At 63.7% G+C, this 18,698-nt stretch carries 12 protein-coding genes and 1 pseudogene; 7 read left to right on the top strand and 6 right to left on the bottom strand.

The window, feature by feature from the left end; all coding sequences use genetic code 11:
• The first annotated feature begins 9 nt into the window (after positions 1 to 9).
• Together HZ994_11960 and HZ994_11955 are read left to right on the top strand one after the other, a co-directional pair.
• A complete protein-coding gene (locus HZ994_11960) occupies positions 10 to 423 on the top strand; it encodes a hypothetical protein (GenBank protein QTN33004.1) in 414 nt (137 codons plus the stop codon).
• 301 nt (positions 424 to 724) lie between these two features.
• Entirely contained in the window at positions 725 to 4,246 is a 3,522-nt protein-coding gene (locus HZ994_11955) for an ATP-binding cassette domain-containing protein (GenBank protein QTN33003.1), read from the top strand.
• 33 nt (positions 4,247 to 4,279) lie between these two features.
• On the opposite strand, the gene HZ994_11950 is transcribed toward HZ994_11955, so the two are convergent.
• On the bottom strand, positions 4,280 to 7,285 hold the full coding sequence (locus HZ994_11950) for a UvrD-helicase domain-containing protein (protein QTN33002.1): 3,006 nt from the start codon (positions 7,283 to 7,285) through the stop codon (positions 4,280 to 4,282).
• A gap of 325 nt (positions 7,286 to 7,610) precedes the next feature.
• Here HZ994_11950 and HZ994_11945 point away from each other — a divergent pair, with 325 nt between their 5' ends.
• The 4 genes from HZ994_11945 (at position 7,611) to HZ994_11930 (ending at position 11,311) form a co-directional block, all read left to right on the top strand.
• A complete protein-coding gene (locus HZ994_11945; GenBank protein QTN33001.1) occupies positions 7,611 to 8,276 on the top strand; it encodes a PEP-CTERM sorting domain-containing protein in 666 nt (221 codons plus the stop codon).
• 83 nt (positions 8,277 to 8,359) lie between these two features.
• Complete coding sequence (gene rlmB, locus HZ994_11940) at positions 8,360 to 9,013, top strand: 23S rRNA (guanosine(2251)-2'-O)-methyltransferase RlmB (protein ID QTN34386.1); 654 nt, start codon at positions 8,360 to 8,362, stop codon at positions 9,011 to 9,013.
• Between the two features lie 131 nt (positions 9,014 to 9,144).
• A complete protein-coding gene (gene fbaA / locus HZ994_11935; GenBank protein QTN33000.1) occupies positions 9,145 to 10,173 on the top strand; it encodes a class II fructose-bisphosphate aldolase in 1,029 nt (342 codons plus the stop codon).
• A 100-nt stretch (positions 10,174 to 10,273) separates the two neighbouring features.
• On the top strand, positions 10,274 to 11,311 hold the full coding sequence (locus HZ994_11930; GenBank protein QTN32999.1) for a quinone-dependent dihydroorotate dehydrogenase: 1,038 nt from the start codon (positions 10,274 to 10,276) through the stop codon (positions 11,309 to 11,311).
• Here HZ994_11930 and HZ994_11925 read toward each other — a convergent pair.
• A complete protein-coding gene (locus tag HZ994_11925; GenBank protein QTN32998.1) occupies positions 11,292 to 11,654 on the bottom strand; it encodes a (2Fe-2S) ferredoxin domain-containing protein in 363 nt (120 codons plus the stop codon). The genes HZ994_11930 and HZ994_11925 overlap by 20 nt on opposite strands.
• 74 nt (positions 11,655 to 11,728) lie before the next feature.
• Between HZ994_11925 and HZ994_11920 the strand changes: the two genes are divergently transcribed.
• A complete protein-coding gene (locus HZ994_11920) occupies positions 11,729 to 12,529 on the top strand; it encodes a M23 family metallopeptidase (protein ID QTN32997.1) in 801 nt (266 codons plus the stop codon).
• A 66-nt stretch (positions 12,530 to 12,595) separates the two neighbouring features.
• Here the strand turns inward: HZ994_11920 and HZ994_11915 are convergent, their stop codons facing one another.
• From HZ994_11915 to secA, 4 genes and pseudogenes are all read right to left on the bottom strand, one after another.
• The gene (locus HZ994_11915; protein QTN32996.1) at positions 12,596 to 12,928 is read right to left on the bottom strand and encodes a hypothetical protein; all 333 of its coding nucleotides are present in this window, start codon (positions 12,926 to 12,928) and stop codon (positions 12,596 to 12,598) included.
• Positions 12,929 to 13,660: 732 nt separating this feature from the next.
• Positions 13,661 to 14,110: pseudogene (locus HZ994_11910) on the bottom strand (L,D-transpeptidase).
• Complete coding sequence (locus HZ994_11905; protein ID QTN32995.1) at positions 14,107 to 15,258, bottom strand: hypothetical protein; 1,152 nt, start codon at positions 15,256 to 15,258, stop codon at positions 14,107 to 14,109. Before HZ994_11905 ends, HZ994_11910 begins: the two are co-directional and overlap by 4 nt.
• A 208-nt stretch (positions 15,259 to 15,466) precedes the next feature.
• On the bottom strand, positions 15,467 to 18,652 hold the full coding sequence (gene secA, locus HZ994_11900) for a preprotein translocase subunit SecA (protein ID QTN32994.1): 3,186 nt from the start codon (positions 18,650 to 18,652) through the stop codon (positions 15,467 to 15,469).
• Positions 18,653 to 18,698 lie beyond the last annotated feature (46 nt).

The following is an 18,698-nucleotide window of genomic DNA, read 5'->3' as shown; positions in this document are numbered from 1 at the left end:
GTCCGACAAATGAAAGCGAAACCGACAGCCATTCTCGTCATGGGATGCTGCATCCTGGGTTGCTCCGAACATAAAACCGAATCGAAGCGCAGCCCTGCTTCAGGGCAAGGGAGTGTCCGTGAGGAGAGGACGGCCAAAGGTGTGCTGCGTCACTTCCCGAGCGACGTCAAGAGTGCGCAGGCATGGAATGGGCACAACTTCCTCGTGGGCGACACGCCTGTGATTGCGACGACGACAGTTCCTGAGGAGACCCTCAAGAGGTTTATCGGTAGAGAGGTCATCGTCGCTGGTGCATGGAATCCGGGTGAACAATGGAATCCGAAAGAAGGGGATGCGATCATACAGGCACCATCGCATCCTGGTGGGGAAGCAGTCATTCGCGGCGACAGGATCGAGGTGGCATCAATCAAGCCCGCTGGATAAAAGAGGGCCTGCGTCAGATTTGCGAATCTTTGGAGGCTTCTGATCGGATGGAACCAGAATCCGGCGGCGATCCCGGCTGGTTTTTTCCCGGAAAGGCCCCAACCGTGTGAAACCGCAAGCGGAGCAAACGCGACCCCGACGTTTCACCTCAAGCGGCGGCGGGTATGCGGGAGCGGGTGGTTGCGAAGGTGAGGTGAGAGGTGGGGCGCTGCAATCCCGGCTGCTCCGAACCGTGATTTCAGATCCCCAGCGTGAAGATGCGGGTTGCAAAGGCGCTGGGCATGGGCGGAAATGTGGCCGGATGGAAGGCGACGCGGAGAACTCGGAAACCGGTGGCGGTGGTGCGAAGGGGATTTCCAGGAAACGCACGTGGCTGGCGGATCTTCTCGGCTGGAGGCCGGGATCCGGGCGCTACGGTAGGCCGGGGAAACGGGCGGAGGGGCAGGTCGGTGCGCTGGTGGATGCCTTTGCCGCCTTCGCGACGCTCGATGACATCCTCAGTGCGACGGAGGCGGATCTGATCCTCGACATGCTGCGCAGCGCCTTTCCGGAGGTGGACCATGCGTGGCTCACCCGCCGGCTGCGTCGCGCCGTGAAAAACCCCAAGCCCATGCAGGGCTTGGCCACGGAGCTTCGCGAAAGCCTTGACGAGACCGGCAAGCTCGCCGTCGGCCTACAGCTGTTTACGCTGGTGGATGCTGCGGGTCGCTCGGAGCGAAGCCGCGCGAGCTTCGAGGTCTTCATGCGGCGCCTGGGCCAGCCGGAAACGGGCACGGCCATCCTGCGGGAAATGCGGGGCGAGGGCGGGGATGGGGAATTGCCCTTCGAGCGGCTGGTCTTCGGGGGCGAGCGGGCGGATGTGGTGCTGCCGCCGGCAGCAGGTGCGCAGGAGTTCCGGCTCTACCGCGCCGGGGATCTGATGCTGCTGCGCAACACCGGCACACCCCCGCTCTGGGTGCGCGGGAAATCCCTGAACACCGGCGCGTTCATGCGTGTCCGGGAGCGCCAGGAACTCGTCATCCCCGGATGGCTGATGACCTACGACGACATGCGCTTTTTCCTCGATGTCAGGAAAATGGGCAGCATGCCCTCCCTCTTCATCGAGGCGGGCGAGGAGGGCTTGGTTGCGGAGCGCACCCGCACGCGCGGCAGCGAGTTGCGGGTGCGCTTCGGGCTGGAGGCGGAGGTGGAGGTGCTGGCGGAAACCGGGCTTCATGTTGGCAGCAAGGGCGCCTTGGCCAAGGGCGACGTGGTGCACTGCCGCAACCACGAGCGCATTGGCGGGGCGGCGGGCTTCAGCCTGACGGTCAATGACCTGCGGAAGCGTGCGCTGCAATCCGGGCGCAGGTTCCGCCTGGCCGCCGAGAGGCAGGAATACCTCGTTTCCAACGACGCCTCGGCATTGGGCAGCGGCGATCTGCTGCTCGGTGCGAAGCTTGCCCCGCGCATGGTGCTTTTCATCCGCTACGATGGCGAGGGTGCGAGCGGCTCGCTGGAGATCCGCGAGTCCGGCGGCACCGTCCTCGTCGATGGCCTGCCGGTGCGTCAGCAGGCCGCGCTGCGGGATGGCTCGCTGATCCGGCTTTCCGGCAGCCAGGCGGTGCGGTGCAGGTTTTCGGAAGGTTTCCTGGATGAGGAAAGGACGCAGATCGAGTCCATCGAGGTGGACGGTCTCAGCCATTTTTTCGGGAAGGACGCGCGCGCGCTCGACCAGCTGAACTTCGCGGTGCGCCGCGGGGAGATGCTCTGCATCATCGGCCCGAGCGGCAGCGGGAAATCGACGCTGCTTGCGGCGCTTTCCGGCCAGCTCAAGCCGACCCGCGGCAAGGTCTCGCTCAACGGGATCTCGCTCTACGACGAGCGCAAGCGGTTGGTGCCCTTCATCGCGCACATGCCGCAGGAGGATGCGCTCAACCCCCAGCTGACCGTCCGCGAACACCTGCGGCATGCCGTGATGGTGCGCCGCCCCGGGCTCTCCTTCGCGGAGCATGACCGGCGGGTGGACTCCATGCTCGCGGAGCTGGGCCTGCAGGCCTTGGCGAGGAGAAAAGTCGGCTCCGCCGGTGACAAGACCCTCTCCGGCGGAGAGCGCAGCCGCCTGAACCTCGGCCTTGACCTAGGCAGCCGTGCGGAGGTCTTCCTCTTTGACGAGCCCATCTCCGGCCTTTCCTCCAAGGACTCCGAACACGTTGCGGAAACGCTCCGCTCCCTCGCCCGGGAGAAGATCGTCATCGCTTCCCTGCACCGCCCGGGAGCGAGCGTGCTGCGGCTTTTCGACAAGGTGCTGCTGCTGGATGGAGGGGGAAAAATGGCCTTCTTCGGCACGCCAGCTCACATGGTCGGGTATTTCCGCGAGGCCTGCGAGGAGCTGGGGATCTCGCACCCCTCCATGATCGCCAAGACCCCGTTGGGGGCGGACTTTGTCTTCGATGTGCTGGAAACGCCGCTCAGCGCCATCGGCGATGGTGGCAACACCGGCGCGGCGCGGCGTTTCCCGCCGACCTTCTGGCAGGAGCGCTTTGAGAGCGTGTCGCTGCTCCGCTCGCTGCAGCGCGATGCGGCGCCGCCAACGCGCAAGGAGGCGGGCGTGCGCAGCGGCCTGCCCATTCCGCCCTCGCCGACCCGCCGCTGGCGCGCCGCGCTGCTGGTTTTCTTCACCCATTTCGAGCGTTCCCTGCTCTCCAAGCTGCGCAACCGCGGAACGGTCTACAGCACTTTCCTGGAGGCTCCGCTGTTGGCCGCGCTCACCGCCATCACCCTGCGCTCCTCGCCCACGGGCAGCTACGAGTTCTCCACCGCGCTGCACATTCCGGCCTACCTTTTCCTCAGCGTCACCGTCGCCATGTTCCTCGGGCTGACGAATTCCGCCACGGAAATCCTCCGCGACCGCGCACTGCTCCGCCGCGAGCGCAACTGCCAGCCCGGCGGTTTCTCCTACGTCAGCGCCAAGTTCCTCGCCCTGGGCATCGTGGCGGGCGTGCAGTGTTTCACCTATTTGGTGGTGGGGAATCATTTCCTCGAGATCAAAGGAGTCCTCCCCTACCACTGGATCTGGATGACGCTCACCGCGCTCACCGGCACCGGCCTGGCACTGCTCGTTTCCTCCGTGGTGAAAACGGAGCGCGCCGCCCTCACCGCGGTGCCCCTGCTGCTCGTCCCGCAGATGCTGCTGGCCGGTGCCCTGGTGCCCTACAAGGAAATGAACCGCGGCCTCTTCGATGAGGCGAAGCTGGAGCGCGAGCGCGGCGGCGTCCCCGTCCCCGCCCGCATCATGCCCCTGCGCTACGCCTTCGAGGGCATGCTCATCGCCCAGGCTACGCGCAACCCCTTCGAGATCGAGCGCATCCGCCTGCAGCGGAAAATCGAGCGGGCGCGGGACCGCGGGGACGAACTCGGGAAAGACGGCATCGAGCGCTTCGAGATGGTCAAGGAGGGCCTGCGCCGCCTGCTTGCATCCGGTGCGTCGGACGAGCGGGAAGCCCGCGAGCTGGTCGCCCGCATCCGCCGCATGGTGGACAAGGGCACGCCCATCGAGGTGGCCACCATGAAGGTCTGGCCGGAAAGCGGCGAGGCCAAGCCGACCTACACCTATTTCGTCAACGAGCGCATCGACCTGCTCGTCCGCGAGGCGGAGACCTTCCGCAACGACTACCGCAACGAGAAGCCGCGCCATGTTTTCCTGGCCTTGGAAAAACCTGTGCCCTTCGCCGACAGGCAGGCCGATACGATGCGCTTCAGCGGCTGGGTGCTTGTGGGTGTCAGCATCGGCTCAGCCGCTCTTGCCGCGCTGGTGATCGGAAGGCAGAACCGCAGTGTCGTCTGAGCGCGCAACGCAGGCGGGAGGCGGATTCCGCCATCACACCACAGCCCCAAGCGCGGTGGAGACCAGCAGGCTGCTGATTTCCGCCTGCGGATGCATGAGCGCGATGGCTTCCCGGTAGGCGGCCATCTGTCCCGCGTACTTTTCCCGCAGCTCTTCGGCGCTTGTCACCCGGTCGGTCTTGAAGTCGATGATCTCGGCGCGCACCACCTTGCCCGCCCCATCGCGGTGGAGGTGCAACCTGTCGATGGCGCCGCTCATCCAGCTGCCGCAGATGAGCGCCTCGATCCTCTGCTCGCGGTGAAGCGAGATCGCCCGGCCATCCCTGCGGAAAAGGCGGTTGATTTCCCCTACGGCGAGGGCTTTTCGGACGCACTCGCCAGCCTCCCCGGCGGGAAGCTCCGGTTCCGCTTCATCGAGCCAGCCGAGCTGCTCGAAGGCGGCATGGACGGCGGTGCCGAAGCGCCGCCCCACGCCCCCGCCCGCCCTTGCTGGGGCGGAGTCTTTCTTCCGTCCGCTCGGGGTGCTGCGGGAGCGCTTCGCCACCGCCCGCCCCAAGGCCGCCGGGCCTGCCGCAGGCGGTTTTTGCAAAGTCTCGATCCCCTCCGCCCAATCCGGATTCCCCGTTTCGAAAACCGCGCTGTCGCCCATGCCGAGACCCAGCGATGCCATCAGCCAGTTGGGCAGGCTGGCCTTTTCTTCGTCCGCACTGGCAGCCGGGGTGTCGAGGAAAACGTAGAGCCCGCGCTTCGCCCGCGTCATGGCGACGTAGAGCTTGCAGAACTCCTCATAGGTCTGGCGGATGACCCACGATTCCTCCGGCACGCGCAGCTCGGCGATCATCGCCCGCGCCCATTTGGCGGGTGCGGCGGTGAGCCAGCCCTCGCCCCTCACCGTCCGGTAGTGGGTGAAATCCGGGATCTTGTCCTTCGGGATGTCCGGCAGGACGACCACATCGAAGCCCAGCCCCTTGGACTTGTGGACGGTCATCACCTGCACCGCCGCCACACCCGGGCTTTGGGAAATTTTCATCCGGCCAATCCAGTCCGCCGCCTCCCTGGCGGTCAGCACGCCCTTGCGATCCAACTCCCTGAGGGCTTCGAGCAGATCCGCCACCCTGCGCCTGCCGAAATCGCCCAGCACTCCATGGATTTCAGCAAGCAGCTCACCAAGCATCCCGGCGAAACCCGCCTCCGAAACGCGCCCGCCGAGCCTTTCCCAGGCCGCCTGCCACGCCGTCCCGTAGCGCTCCTCCAGCACCGCCCGCAGCGGCGACATCAGCACTGTCTGACGCGCGAAATTGTCCGCCGGATCCGCCAGCCAGCGCAGCAGCTGCCACACCAGCACACCCACCGGATGATCCTTGCCCGGCTCCCGCGCGCCTTCCTCCACCACCTGGAAGCCGGCCTCCCGCAGCGCATCGGCCAGCTCCCGAACATGCCTGTTGGTATCCATCAGCACCCCGCAGGTCAGCCTTTTCTCACCGATCCCGAGCTCCTTGAGCAAAGCGATCACCCGCTCCGCCTTGTCATCCTTGGCGATCACCTCGACGCGTGAGTGCCCGGCCCTTGATGCATCCCTGAGAGGCTCCGCGGAAACATGGTCCTCCCACTCCCATCCGCCCGCCGCCGCCCCGCCGAAAAGGCGCGCCATGGTTTCATGATCCCCGAAGACCCGGTTCACCGGCTCCAGCACCTCGGGGCAGGAGCGCCAGGATTCCGCCATCGTCTCGGTCTTCAGGCCATCGCCATAGTGATCCTTCAGCTCACCGAAGAGCCCGACCTCGCCGCCGCGCCATGCGTAGATCGCCTGCTTCTTGTCCCCAACCACGAACACCGTGGATTCGCCGTCGCTCATGCCCTCGTCGATGAGCGGGCTGAGCGCATTCCACTCGTCGCGGCTGGTGTCCTGGAATTCGTCGAGCAACCAGTGGCCGTAGTTCGCATCCAGCCGGAAATCCACGGCTTCCCTGCGCAGGCGGGCGTCCTCCGCGTTCATCCAGCAACCCATCAGCCGCTTCACGTCGTCGAAGCCCAGCTTGCCGTTGCGCCTCAGCTCGCTCTCGACGAGCGCATCGTAGGCCGCGATCACCCCGTGAACGCCGCGGGTGCGGGAAAGCGCCGCCGCCAGCTCGCAGCGCGCCGCCAGCTCCACGAGATCCCGCAGCGCCTGAGCCCCAAGGCCGGGGATGGTGAAGGGCTTGTAGAAGGAAACCTCCAGCGCCCCGCCGCTCTCCGCCGCCGCATCCATCACGCTCTTCAGCAGGCTCGTGGCCTTGTCCAGAGATCCGCTGCCGACCGTGTGGCGCTCCAGCGCATCCATCATTGCGGCAAACGCCTTTTCCTGCCGCTTGTCCGTCGTCACCACCCCCGGCCAATCGCGCCGCGCCTGCGCGATGAGGCCGCCCTTGGCTTTTTCCCAATCGGAAATCTCCACCCCGGAGAGCCCCGCAGGGCCCCACTCGCAGGATGCTGCGCCGAGGAAATGGCCGTGCCAGGCCTGGATGAAATCCCGCAGCTCCTCCAGCACCCGCGTGCCTTCCTTTCCCGCCGTCGCCCTCCGGAAAACATTCAGGAACTCCTCCTCATCCACCACCGCGCCGCCGTCCAGCAGCCCCTCCAGCAGCTCGTCCTTCACGCCCTCCGCCGCCTCGCCCTCCAGCAGCTCGAAGCGCCCTCCCGTCACGCCAAGCTCGTACTGGAAGCCCCTGACCACCTTCGCGAAAAACCCGTCCATCGTCCCCAGCGTCAGCCTCGGCAGCTTCCCCACCACCTTCTCCAGCAGCTCCGGGAAATCCACACCGCCCCCGCCGAATTTCCCCTCCAGCTCCGCCGCCTTGCCCGCATCGTCCGCCGCATCCGCCAGCTTCTTCAGGATCGCATCGGCGAATTCCCCCGCCGCCTTCCGCGTGAAGGTCAGCGCCACGATCTTTTCCGGCTCAACGCCCTTCGCCATCAGGCCGATCACCCGGTCGCTCAGCGTAAACGTCTTTCCCGACCCGGCGGAAGCGAGCAACAGCAGGTTTTTTTCCAGAACATCCATCTCCACCCGAAACTCCGAAAATACCGGGATCTTGTCACGCGCGGTTTCGGAAAACGGGGTGAAGTCGGAAAATGCCCGGCGATGGCAGCCTTCCCAATCGGGTTGATCCTCTTGCCTTGCTCCTTTGCGCGGAAAATTTCCACACTTTTTCCCGGCTCCCGCCGCGCGCCAAATGCCTTGTCCAATCAACCATTTCCCCCCTTAGGGACAGCCGAGGGGGGTCGTTAGATGGCGAAACCGTAACAGTTTTCCATTGGCACGCAGGCTGCTTTCTCGTATCCCTGAAACGTCCGGACGCGAACTTCCCCTCCGGATCCAATTCCCCATGAAAATCAAATCAACATCCCTGGCCGTCATGGCCTTCTCCGCCCTTGCAGCGGTTTCCGGTAACGGTGCGACCATCGCCTACTGGAACTTCAATACGCTCACTGCCAGCACAAACAATGGCACGACTTATGCACCTACAAGCGGTAGCGGAAGCATCACGCTGGCTGGCTGGACAACAACGGGCTCCACCGGCATTACATCCTTCGGCGGGAGTACGGTCAACGCACTCAATTCGGATCCTAGTGGCCAGTCGCTGTCACTACAGGGAGGGGCGAGCACCGGAACTCCCAATAACGGAGCCACAATGACGTTTTCCTTCGTAATGACCGGCCTCACCGATCCGATCATCACTTTTGCTACTCAGAAGACTTCGACAGGATTCATCTCCAATCAGGTTTCTTACTCTACGGATGGAACCGCTTTTACCCCTTTCGGCACGCCATACAACCCTGCCACTTCGTATGCGGTTCAAACAATCGACCTTTCCTCCATAAGCGCTCTGGACAACGCAGCAACCGCTTTTGTCAGAATCACATTCAGTGGAGCCACTGGCACGACCGGGAATAACCGTATCGACAACGTACAGATTAACGCAGTCCCCGAGCCCTCCGCCGCCCTCCTCGGCGCGTTCGGAGCCCTCGCGCTTCTCCGCCGCCGCCGCTAGGGTTCGGTTGGGTATCGTTCGATTCACCTGAGACCGGCGATCTTGCTGAGATCGCCGGTCTTTTTGCATCCGCATGATTCGCGATTGAACTTAGCGGCCAAAAGCTTTCCCCTCGCCGTGTGAAGAAAAAGGGATACGGCGAGAGGAGCCATGGGGACAGGAACCGGCAAGCGCGGGAGAACCGCCATGTGAAACCCGCGGCGGAGGAAAAGCCGACCCCATCGCTCGACGAGCACGACCTGATGCGCATCGTCTCGGAAACGGAAGTGCCGTTTCTGCTCATCCTCGATTGCGTGCAGGACCCCCACAACCTCGGCGCCATCCTGCGCACGGCGGACGGTGCGGGGGTTCATGCGGTCATCGCGCCGAAGGACAAGGCGGTGGGGATCACCGAGACGGTGCGGCGGGTATCCGTCGGCGCGGCGGATCACGTGCCATTCGCCCAGGTCACAAACCTCGCGCGGACGATGGAGCAGCTCAAGGAGGCCGGTGTGTGGCTCGTCGGCACCTCGGACCGGGCGGAGAAAACCCTCTATGAGCTGGACCTCAAGGGGCCGCTGGCACTTGTGCTGGGAGCGGAGGAAAAAGGGATGCGCCGCCTGACCGAGGAGAACTGCGATTTCCTCGCCAAGCTGCCCATGGCCGGGAAGGTGGAATGCCTGAACGTCTCCGTAGCCACCGGCGTGTGTCTCTTCGAGGCGGTGCGCCAGAGGGGCACAACCGCATCAGCCGGGTAACCTCGCGGTCGATTCCGCGGCATTGCGTTCCTTCCCGCCCCCGCCGCTCAAGGTTTCTCTCCGGGGCACTTCCGAAAAGCGCGATTCTTGGGGCTTGCCCCTTGGTACGCAATCCGCTACGCAGCGTCCCTATGCCTATCGCAACCCCAGCACAATACGCCGCCATGCTCGATGCCGCCCAGAAAGGCGGCTACGCCTACCCGGCGATCAACGTGACCTCACTCACCACGATCAACGGCGCCCTCAAAGCCTTTTCCGAAGCGAAATCCGACGGGATCATCCAGGTCTCCACCGGTGGCGGCGAGTTCGCATCCGGCACCGCCGTGAAGGACGCCGCCTTCGGTGCCATCGTCCTGGCCGAAGCCTGCCATCTCCTTGCGGAAAAACACGATGTCCTCATCGCCCTCCACACCGACCACTGCCACCCGGAGAAAGTGGAGGGCTTCCTCAAGCCCCTCCTCCAGGCCTCCCGCGAACGCATCGCCGCCGGCAAGGGCCCGCTGTTCCAGTCCCACATGTTCGACGGCTCGGTCGTCGATCTCGATGAGAACATGAGGATTTCCGTCGGGCTTCTCAAGGAATGCGCGGAACTCGGCATCATCCTCGAGGTGGAGGCCGGCTGCGTCGGCGGCGAGGAGGACGGCCACGACACCTCCGGCCTGCCCATCGAGAAGCTCTACACCACCCCGGAGGACATGCTCCAGGTGTATGAAACGCTCAGCGGCATCGGCCGTTTCATGTTCGCCGCCACCTTCGGCAACGTCCACGGCGCCTACAAGCCCGGCGCGGTGAAACTCAAGCCCTCCATCCTCAAGGACGGCCAGAAAGCCGTCACCGACAAGCACGGCGCTGCTGCGGAAATGGATCTCGTCTTCCACGGCGGCTCCGGCACCTCCTCCGAGGATCTCCAGGAAACCCTCGACTACGGCGTGGTGAAAATGAACATCGACACCGACACCCAGTACGCCTTCACCCGCCCCATCGTCACCCACATCTGCCAGAACATCGAGGGCGTGCTCAAGATCGACGGCGAGGTCGGCAACAAGAAGCATTACGACCCACGCTCCTACCTGAAGAAAGGCGAGCAGGGCCTCTGCGACCGCATGAAGCAGGCCTGCGACGAGCTCCGCTCCACCGGCAAGACCATCTTCGGGAAATGATGCGGCGCGGGCTTGAGCCTGAAAACCCCCGCAATAACCGTGCCCCTGGGACCATGCCGGTGATCCTGTCCCATCTTTCGGGATTTCCAGATCCGTGCCCATGGCCCAAGATCCCCGCGTGATCGCCGCCGCCTACCCACTCGCCCGCAAGATCCTCTTCTCCCTCGATGCGGAGGTGGCTCACCATGCGAGCATGGCGGCCCTGCGCCTTGCGGAGAAAACCGGGCTGCTCAAAGCGCTCTCCCAACCACTCCTGGCGGGCGAGCCGGTGAAGCTCATGGGGCTGGAATTCCCGAACCGCATCGGCCTCGCCGCCGGGCTCGACAAGGAAGGCAACACCATCGACGCCCTCGGGAGGCTGGGCTTCGGATTCATCGAGATCGGCACGATCACGCCGCGCCCGCAGGCGGGGAACCCGAAGCCGCGCCTCTTCCGCCTCATCCCGCATGAGGCCATCATCAACCGCATGGGCTTCAACAACCCCGGCATCGATGCCGGGGTGGAAAACGTCCGCGCCTCGAAACATTTCTCCGGCCCCATCGGTTTCAATATCGGGAAAAACAAGGACACGCCCAACGAGAACGCGGCGGACGACTACCTCGCCTGCCTTGAGAAAGCCTATCCGGTCGCGGATTACATCGCGGTGAACCTTTCCTCGCCGAACACCCCCGGCCTGCGCGACCTGCAGGCGGCGGATTCCTCGGCGCGGTTGCTGGAGCTGCTGAAAGGTTCCCAGGAGAAGCTCGCCACAGAGCATGGGAAAAAGGTGCCCATCCTCTTCAAGGTCGCCCCCGATCTGACCGACGGGCAGGTCGCGGATCTTGCGGCGGCATTCCTCGCCGGCGGCCTCGACGGCCTGATCGCCACCAACACCACCCTCGACCGCGATGCCGTCAAAGACCATCCGTGGGCCAACGAGGCGGGCGGCCTTTCCGGTAAACCTGTTTTCGAGAAATCGAACCATGTGCTCGCCGCCTTCCACTCCGCCTTCTCCGGGAAAATTCCCATCATCGGGGTCGGCGGCATTTCATCGAGGGCGGATGCCGAGGAGAAATTCAGGGCCGGGGCGGATCTGGTCCAGATCTACACCTCCTTCGTCTATCAGGGCCCGGCGCTGGTCAGGGAGCTGGTTTCCTAGCGCAAAATTCCTCCACCACGTTTCCGCCGACGAGGTGCTCGGTGATGATCCGTTCCAGCACCTCCGGCGTGCAGGAGTGGTACCAGACACCCTCCGGGTACACGACCGCCACCGGCCCCCTCACACAGACCCGCAGGCAGTCCGCCTTGGTGCGGAGTATCACCCTCTCCCCATTCCCACACAAACCGAGTTCCTTGAGCCTGCGTTTCAGGAAATCCCATGAGGCCGCGCCTGCCGCAGGATCGCAGCACTTCGCTTCCGTCGGCTGGGCGCAGAGGAAAATATGCCTCTCCATCTTTCCGAGCTTCAGGGCGGCCACGCTTTTCTGCAATTCCACATCCATGCCCGGAAAGTTTGACCTATCCCCGGAAAGCTGAACACTGAAAACCCACCCGCCGGGAACCCGTAATCCCAAGAATGAAATCCGCACGCCTTCTCATCACCCTCGTCATCGCGGCGGGCATCGTCGGCTATGCGGTCTGGAAAAGCTCCCGGACGAATGTTGCGGAGGTGAAGGTTGTGGGCTTCCAGGATTACGACGTCCCGTTTGGGATGCCGGAGGACGGCAAGCCCGACATGCGTTTCCATTTCCTCTCCCCCTGGCAGGCGAACATGATCCCCACCGCCACAAAAATGGACACCCCGATGGGCTCCGAGAACGGCGCACTGGTGTACAACGCGCAGAAATTCTGGGAGATGAACGAGAAGCGCGGCGGCCACCACACCGGCGACGACCTCAACGGCATCGGCGGCATGAACACGGATCTCGGCGATCCGGTTTTCGCCGCCGGCGATGGCTTGGTCGTCTATGCCGGAGAACCTTCCCCGGGCTGGGGAAACATCGTAGTGCTCGCACACAGGGATCCGGAAGGAAAACCCGTACACACGATGTACGCCCACCTTCTCGATATCAAAACCAGCCTCGGCACGCTCGTCCCGCGCGGCCGGGTGATAGGCACAGTCGGCACGGCGGGAGGGCATTACCCGGCCCACCTCCACCTTGAGGCGCGGGAAAGCGATGGCGTGGACATCGGAGCGGGATACGTGTCCCGCCCGCTCAACAGGCTGGATCCGGCGGCCGTCATCGCGGCGCTCCACGATGCGGGGCCGGATGGCATTTCACCTTCCGCATTGGGTTATGCAGGCCTCGCACCGGCCGCACCGTGGACGACGCTGGAGATAGAGGGCGCTGAGAAATTCACCGGGCTGGAGGAGTAGGGGGGCGAAAAGAAAAAACCGCCTGCCCGTCATGGGGAGGCGGTTCAATTATGGGTTTTGTATGGTTCAGAGGGAGGCCTTGAGGGTCTCGAACTTGCTGCGCTTGGTGCTGAGTTCGCGCTCAAGCCTTTCGATATCCTGGCCCAGGGTGAGCATGGTGGCGAGCTTGCCCTGCATGCTGCCCTTGCCGCCGGATACCTTGCTGCGGCCGGAAACACCGGCACCCTTCAGCCAGGTTGAGATGGTCAGCTGCGAGGTGCCGAACTTGGTTGCCGCGACGCTCTGTCCGCCGCGACCGTTGGTGGCATTGTATTCCTGCACAAATGCCACGATCTTGGCTTTCTCTTCTGCTGTGTAACGTTTCCCGCGAACGGTGTTCTTCTTTGGTGATGTACTCATTGCGGCGGAAACCTACTATGCGGTTCTTACATGGCAAGGAATATTATTATCAGTTTTGTTGCAAAAAAGCTAACAGCGCAGCAGCTCCGAAAGCGCCTCCGAACCTAGGGAATCGGCAACCCATATGTCAGCCCCGTTCCTGACCTTTTCCCTAGCCACAACACCGCCGAAGCCTACCATCGCATCCACATCCGGCTTGGTCTCAAGATCCGAAACACCATCTCCGACCATAACAACCCGCTGCGGCAGCAGCGCCGCCTTCCACTCGCGGATGATCTCGTTCTTGCCCAGGTTGCGCGTCGTCGGATAGGATTCGCCATATCCCGCGTATCCACCGGATTCGTTGAAAAACAGGGGCACGGCCTCCACATGGCGTATCCCCAGACGCTTTGCAAGCGGGGCGATGAGCGGCGCAAAGCCGCCGGAAAGGATGACAGGCATCCAGCCATTGGCCTTCGCCGTGCGCACCAGCTCTTCCGCCCCGGGTACGACATGATCCAGGTAACATTGGCTTACCTTTTCCGCAATCGCACGGTCCGGCCTGATGATTTCCATCCTCCTCCCGAAGACATCGGAAAGCAGAACCTCCCCGTCCATCGCCGCATTTGTCAAAGCCACAACTTCCGAAAAAACATCCGGTCCGGAAAACCTGGCCATCTCATCGATCCCCTCGATGGATGACAATGTGGAATCACAATCAATGAATAACAGTTTCGCCCGGCTAACGGTTAGTTGGCTTATGGTCACCTCGCAGCCCTCAGCGACGGCCTCGAACAGCTCGGCCATATCCCGGTTGCCGAGGCGTATGCAGCCGTGGCTGGCGGGAGTGCCGAGGAGATCCTCCCGGTTGGTCCCGTGGATATATATGTAACGGTCCATGGTGTTCGCGTTTTCCGCGTCCAGACCGGCCAGGCGGAGGATGCGGGTAAGCACGAGATCGTCCCCGGTGGAATCGCCGGGAACCCAGAGGCCGACCGGCACCCTCGCCACGAAGCGGGTGTGGAGCGGCTCGCCCCCGCCGATTTTTTCGGAAATGGCAAAGCGGCCCGTCGGGGTGCGGAAGCTGCCTTCCGTGAAGCCCATGCCCTTTTCCCCGCTGGAGATAGTGAAGGTGCGGACATGCCTTCCGTCCGCGAACAGATCGAGGGTTTGCCTATCCAGGGAGATTTCGATTCGTGTCATGTCGTCTGTCTGAAAACGGCCAGAGCATTGTGCCCGCCCATGCCGTGGGCAAGTTTGAAGACATTCCCCGAGCAGGCGATGGCCTCCGCCGGGGCCTCCATGCCGCCCGCCCCCAAGGTTCCGGGGAGGTTGGGCGGCAGCCTGGAATCCTGCATGAAACGCAGCAGCACCGTGCTTTCCAATAGCCCGCTCGCGCCGACCGTGTGGCCGAAGTACGGCTTCAACAGATGCAGCGTGGGTTTGTCACCTGGCAGCGCACCGAGGAAAGCCCGCTCGGCGCGGGCCTGGATTTTCGTGCCGGTTGCGTGGGGGCAGATGGCGGCGGGAGATCCTGTCAGGCGGATCGCACCGTCAAGCAGCTCACTGGTGCGCCCGCCGCCTTGCGGGATGCCGACCGGATCCGCACCATCGGAATTGTTAGAGAAATGCAGGAGTTCGATGTCCCCTTGTTGCCCCGATGAGAGGGCGATCGCCGCGGCGCCCTCAGCGGGGATGAATCCGCAGGCGCCGCTAGAGAACGGGTTGAGCGGCGAGGATTCCGCGAGCAAACCCGAGCTTGCGTAATTATCAAGCAGGACAGGCACCAGCGGGAGATCGACGGCCACCACCAGCGCACGTTTCGCCTGCCGGGAGTCGAGCAGCAGTTTCGCCAAGCCGAGTGCATCGAGCCCCGCCGAACAGCCGCTGGCGACGACATGGTTTGGGCCGAGGATGCCGAGTTCGATGGATACGGCGGTGGACGGCTCGCTGTGGATCGTGTTGCTCGCCGCCATCAGCCGGAAAGGCCGCCGCCCCGGCCATGGGGACAGCCAGCCCGCGGCATTGCCCCGGCTGGTGCCGACGATTAGCGCCGTATCCCGCAGTTCATCCTTTCCCCATCCGCTTGCGGCCACCGCCTCCCGCGCGACGTGCAGCGCGGCCATCGAGGCGGGGCTCCATTTCCTGTTCGTCAGCAGCTCCCTCGGTGAGATCCATGCACCGGGCCTTGCCGCGTGAAGGCTGTCGTTCCCAAGCAAGCCGCCAAGCGCATGGATCCCTGTCCTGCCGGTGGAGATCGCATCGAAATGCGCTTCCACATCATGCCCCAGGGAGGACAAGGCGCCGAGGCCGACGATGGATTGGGAAAAGCTGATGCACTGCGGTAGCAAGCTGGGCGCGGACGGCAACACCAAACCGCTTTGCCGGATCGCATTCACCCCGGATTGCGGGGCTGGAATTCCCATCTCTCACCGCCAAGCCACAGAGGCCGCAAAGGGACTCAGGGCATGACTTGTGCGAAGGGATGTGATGGGGGGGAGATTTGTTGGTCGCCGGTTCACGGGCGCGGCGGATCACCCATCCGGTCACAGCGATATCTCAGGCTTCCTTCCCGCAGCATTGCTTGAATTTTTTTCCGGAGCCGCAGGGGCAGGGGGCGTTGCGGCCCGTGGTCTCGATGGAGAAGCTCGGCTTGCGTTTCGGCAGGTTGAGCTTGAGCGCCGGGGTGTCTTCGGAGCCCTCGATGCGCGACGGGTCGATGTTCTCGAAGCTGCCGGATGTGGCCATGTTCGCGCCGGTGAGGGCGGACTCCCCGCCCTGGAGCTGGCGCGGTCGGCTGTGGAGCTGCTTGAGGAAATCCTCTAGGTTCGCGGCGGAGCGGAACAGGTTGGTGAGCGCCTCCTGCTTGATCTCATCCATCAGCGTGACGAAGAGCTTGTAGGCTTCGTTCTTGTATTCGATGAGCGGATCCTTCTGGCCCTGGGCGCGGAGGCCGACGCCTTCGCGCAGCGCGTCCATGTTGTAGAGGTGTGCCTGCCATTGCTTGTCGATGGCGACGAGCACCATGCGGCGCTCCTCCTGGTCGAGCACTTCGTAGGGCAGGTTGCCGACCTTGAGCTCATAGGTTTCCTTGACCTTCGCGACGAGGTACTCGGCGATCTGGCCCGGTGTCTTGGTGACATCCAGTTCCTCGATGGTGATGCTGATCGGAAGCGTGGCGTTGACCCAGCCGAGGAGCTCCATGTGATCGGGTGCCTCGTAATCGCGGTCTTCGAGGTACTCGGAGACCTTCGCCGGAATGGTTTCCTCGATGATCTCGTTGACGAGGTCGCGCGGGGTCTCGGTGGAGAGCACCTCGTTGCGGTAGCCATAGACGACCTCGCGCTGCTTGTTCATCACGTCGTCGAAATCCAGGACGCGCTTGCGCCAGGTGTAGTTGCGCTGTTCGACGCGCTTCTGCGCGGTCTCGACGGAGCGGTTGAGCCACGAGTGCTCAAGCGCTTCGCCGTCCTTCATGCCGAAGCGCTCCATCATCGCGGTCATGCGGTCGGCGGCGGCGAAGTTGCGCATCAGGTCGTCCTCGAAGGAGATGAAGAACTGGGAGCGGCCGGGATCGCCCTGGCGGGCGCAGCGGCCGCGCAGCTGGCGGTCGACGCGGCGTGATTCGTAGCGTTCCGTGCCGATGACGAAGAGGCCGCCGACTTCCGGGACGCCCTTGCCGAGCTTGATGTCGGTTCCGCGGCCGGCCATGTTGGTGGAGACGGTTACGGCACCGGGTTGGCCGGCCTGGGAGATGATTTCCGCTTCCTGCTCGTGGAACTTCGCGTTGAGGACGGAGTGCGGGATTTTCGAACGCTGGAGCATGCGGGCCAGGGTCTGCGAGGCCTCGACGGAGGCCGTTCCGCAGAGAACCGGCTGGCCTTTCTCGTGGGCTTCCTGGATTTTCGCGATGACGGCGTTGAACTTTTCGCGGCGGGTTTTGAACACCTGGTCGTTCTCATCAACGCGGACGTTGGGCGTGTTGGTCGGGATGGGAAGGACGTCCAGGCGGTAGATATCGTGGAACTCGGCGGCCTCCGTTTCGGCGGTGCCGGTCATGCCCGCGAGTTTCTCGTAGAGGCGGAAGTAGTTCTGGATGGTGATCGTCGCGAAGGTCTGGGTCTCCTTCTCGATGGCGACGCCCTCCTTGGCCTCGACGGCCTGGTGGAGGCCGTCGGACCAGCGGCGGCCGGGCATCTCGCGGCCGGTGTTGTCATCGACGATGATGACCTTGCCGTCCTTGACGACGTACTGGACGTCCTTTTCATAGACGCAGTAGGCCTTGAGGAGCTGGGTGATGTTATGGATCTTCTCCGCCTGGACGCTCATGCTGTCCTGGGCCTCTTCCTTTTTGGCGATGCGCTGCTCCGCGGTGAGGGAGAGGTCGGTGTCTATGTCCGCGAAGAGCGAGCCGAGATCCGGGAGCGTGAATGCCTCGGGATCGCTGGGGGAAAGGAATTCGCGACCCATTTCCATGAGGTCGGCGTCGTTGCCTTTCTCGTCGATGGTGAAATAGAGTTCCTCCTTGAGGGCGAAGAGCTCCTTTTTCTGGGCGTCCTGGTAGAAGGAGAGCTCGGTTTTCTCGATGAGGCGGCGGTTCTCCGGTTCCTCCATGAAGCGCATGAGCATGCGGTTGCGCGGCTGGCCGAGCTTGATCTTGAAAAGCAGGCGGCCCGCCCCGTCGATGTCGCCCGCATCCGCGAGTTTCTTGGCCTCGGCGGCGAGATCGTTGCAGAGCTGGGTCTGCTTTTTCACAAGGGTATCGACGGCGGTGCGGTATTTGTCGAACTGGTGGGTGGATTGGGCGGTGGGGCCGGAGATGATGAGCGGGGTGCGCGCCTCGTCGATGAGGATGGAGTCCACCTCATCGATGATGGCGAAGTAGTGGCCGCGCTGGACCTGGTCTTCCTTGGAGGATGCCATGCCGTTGTCGCGGAGGTAGTCGAAGCCGAACTCGGCGTTGGTTCCGTAGGTGATGTCGCAGGCGTATTGCTCGCGGCGCTCCCATGGCGGCATCTGGTTCTGGATGCAGCCGACGGTGAGGCCGAGGTAGCGGAACAGGGATCCCATCCAGTCGGAGTCGCGCTTGGCGAGGTAGTCGTTGACGGTGACGACGTGGACGCCGAGGCCGGTGAGGGCGTTGAGGTAAACCGGCAGCGTGGCGACGAGGGTTTTGCCCTCACCGGTCTGCATTTCCGCGATCATGCCGCGGTGCAGGGCGGTGCCGCCGACGAGCTGCACGTCGAAGTGGACCATCTGCCAATCCATGGTGTGGTCGCTGACGGTGATCTCGCTGCCGCACATGCGGCGGGCGGCGTTTTTCACCACCGCGTAGGCGTCCGGGAGGATCTGCTCCAAGTATTTCGCGCGGGCCTGCTGGAAGGCGGGCTCGATCTCGTGGAAGGCGGCTTTCGCCTCCTCGATGGCTTCCGGGGTGGCCCTGATGGAGGCGGGGAGGGAGGGGAATTCCCCGCGCATGTCCTTGAAGCGGGCTTCGAGGGCGGCGGCGGTTTCCGAAAGTTCCTCGGCGGACATGCGAGCGATGACAGGCTTGGCCGGTGCATCGAGATGGTGGTAGTGGGCAAGCCGCGCCTGCCATTTCGCGGTGAGTTCGCGGAGCTTTTCCTCAGGCTCGCGCTGCAATGCCTCCTCGATCTCGTTGATGCGGGCGACGGTCGGCTTGATGCGGCGTAGCTCTCGCTGGTTCTTGCTGCCGACGATTTTTTGTAGAATCCACTTGATCATGAGAGATGGGCCCGGTGCGGGCTGGGGGAAGGGGGATACACTGGGA

This window comes from Akkermansiaceae bacterium (assembly GCA_017798145.1).
Taxonomy (GTDB): Bacteria; Verrucomicrobiota; Verrucomicrobiia; order Verrucomicrobiales; family Akkermansiaceae; genus Luteolibacter.
This window is presented reverse-complemented; position numbering and strand designations above follow the sequence as displayed.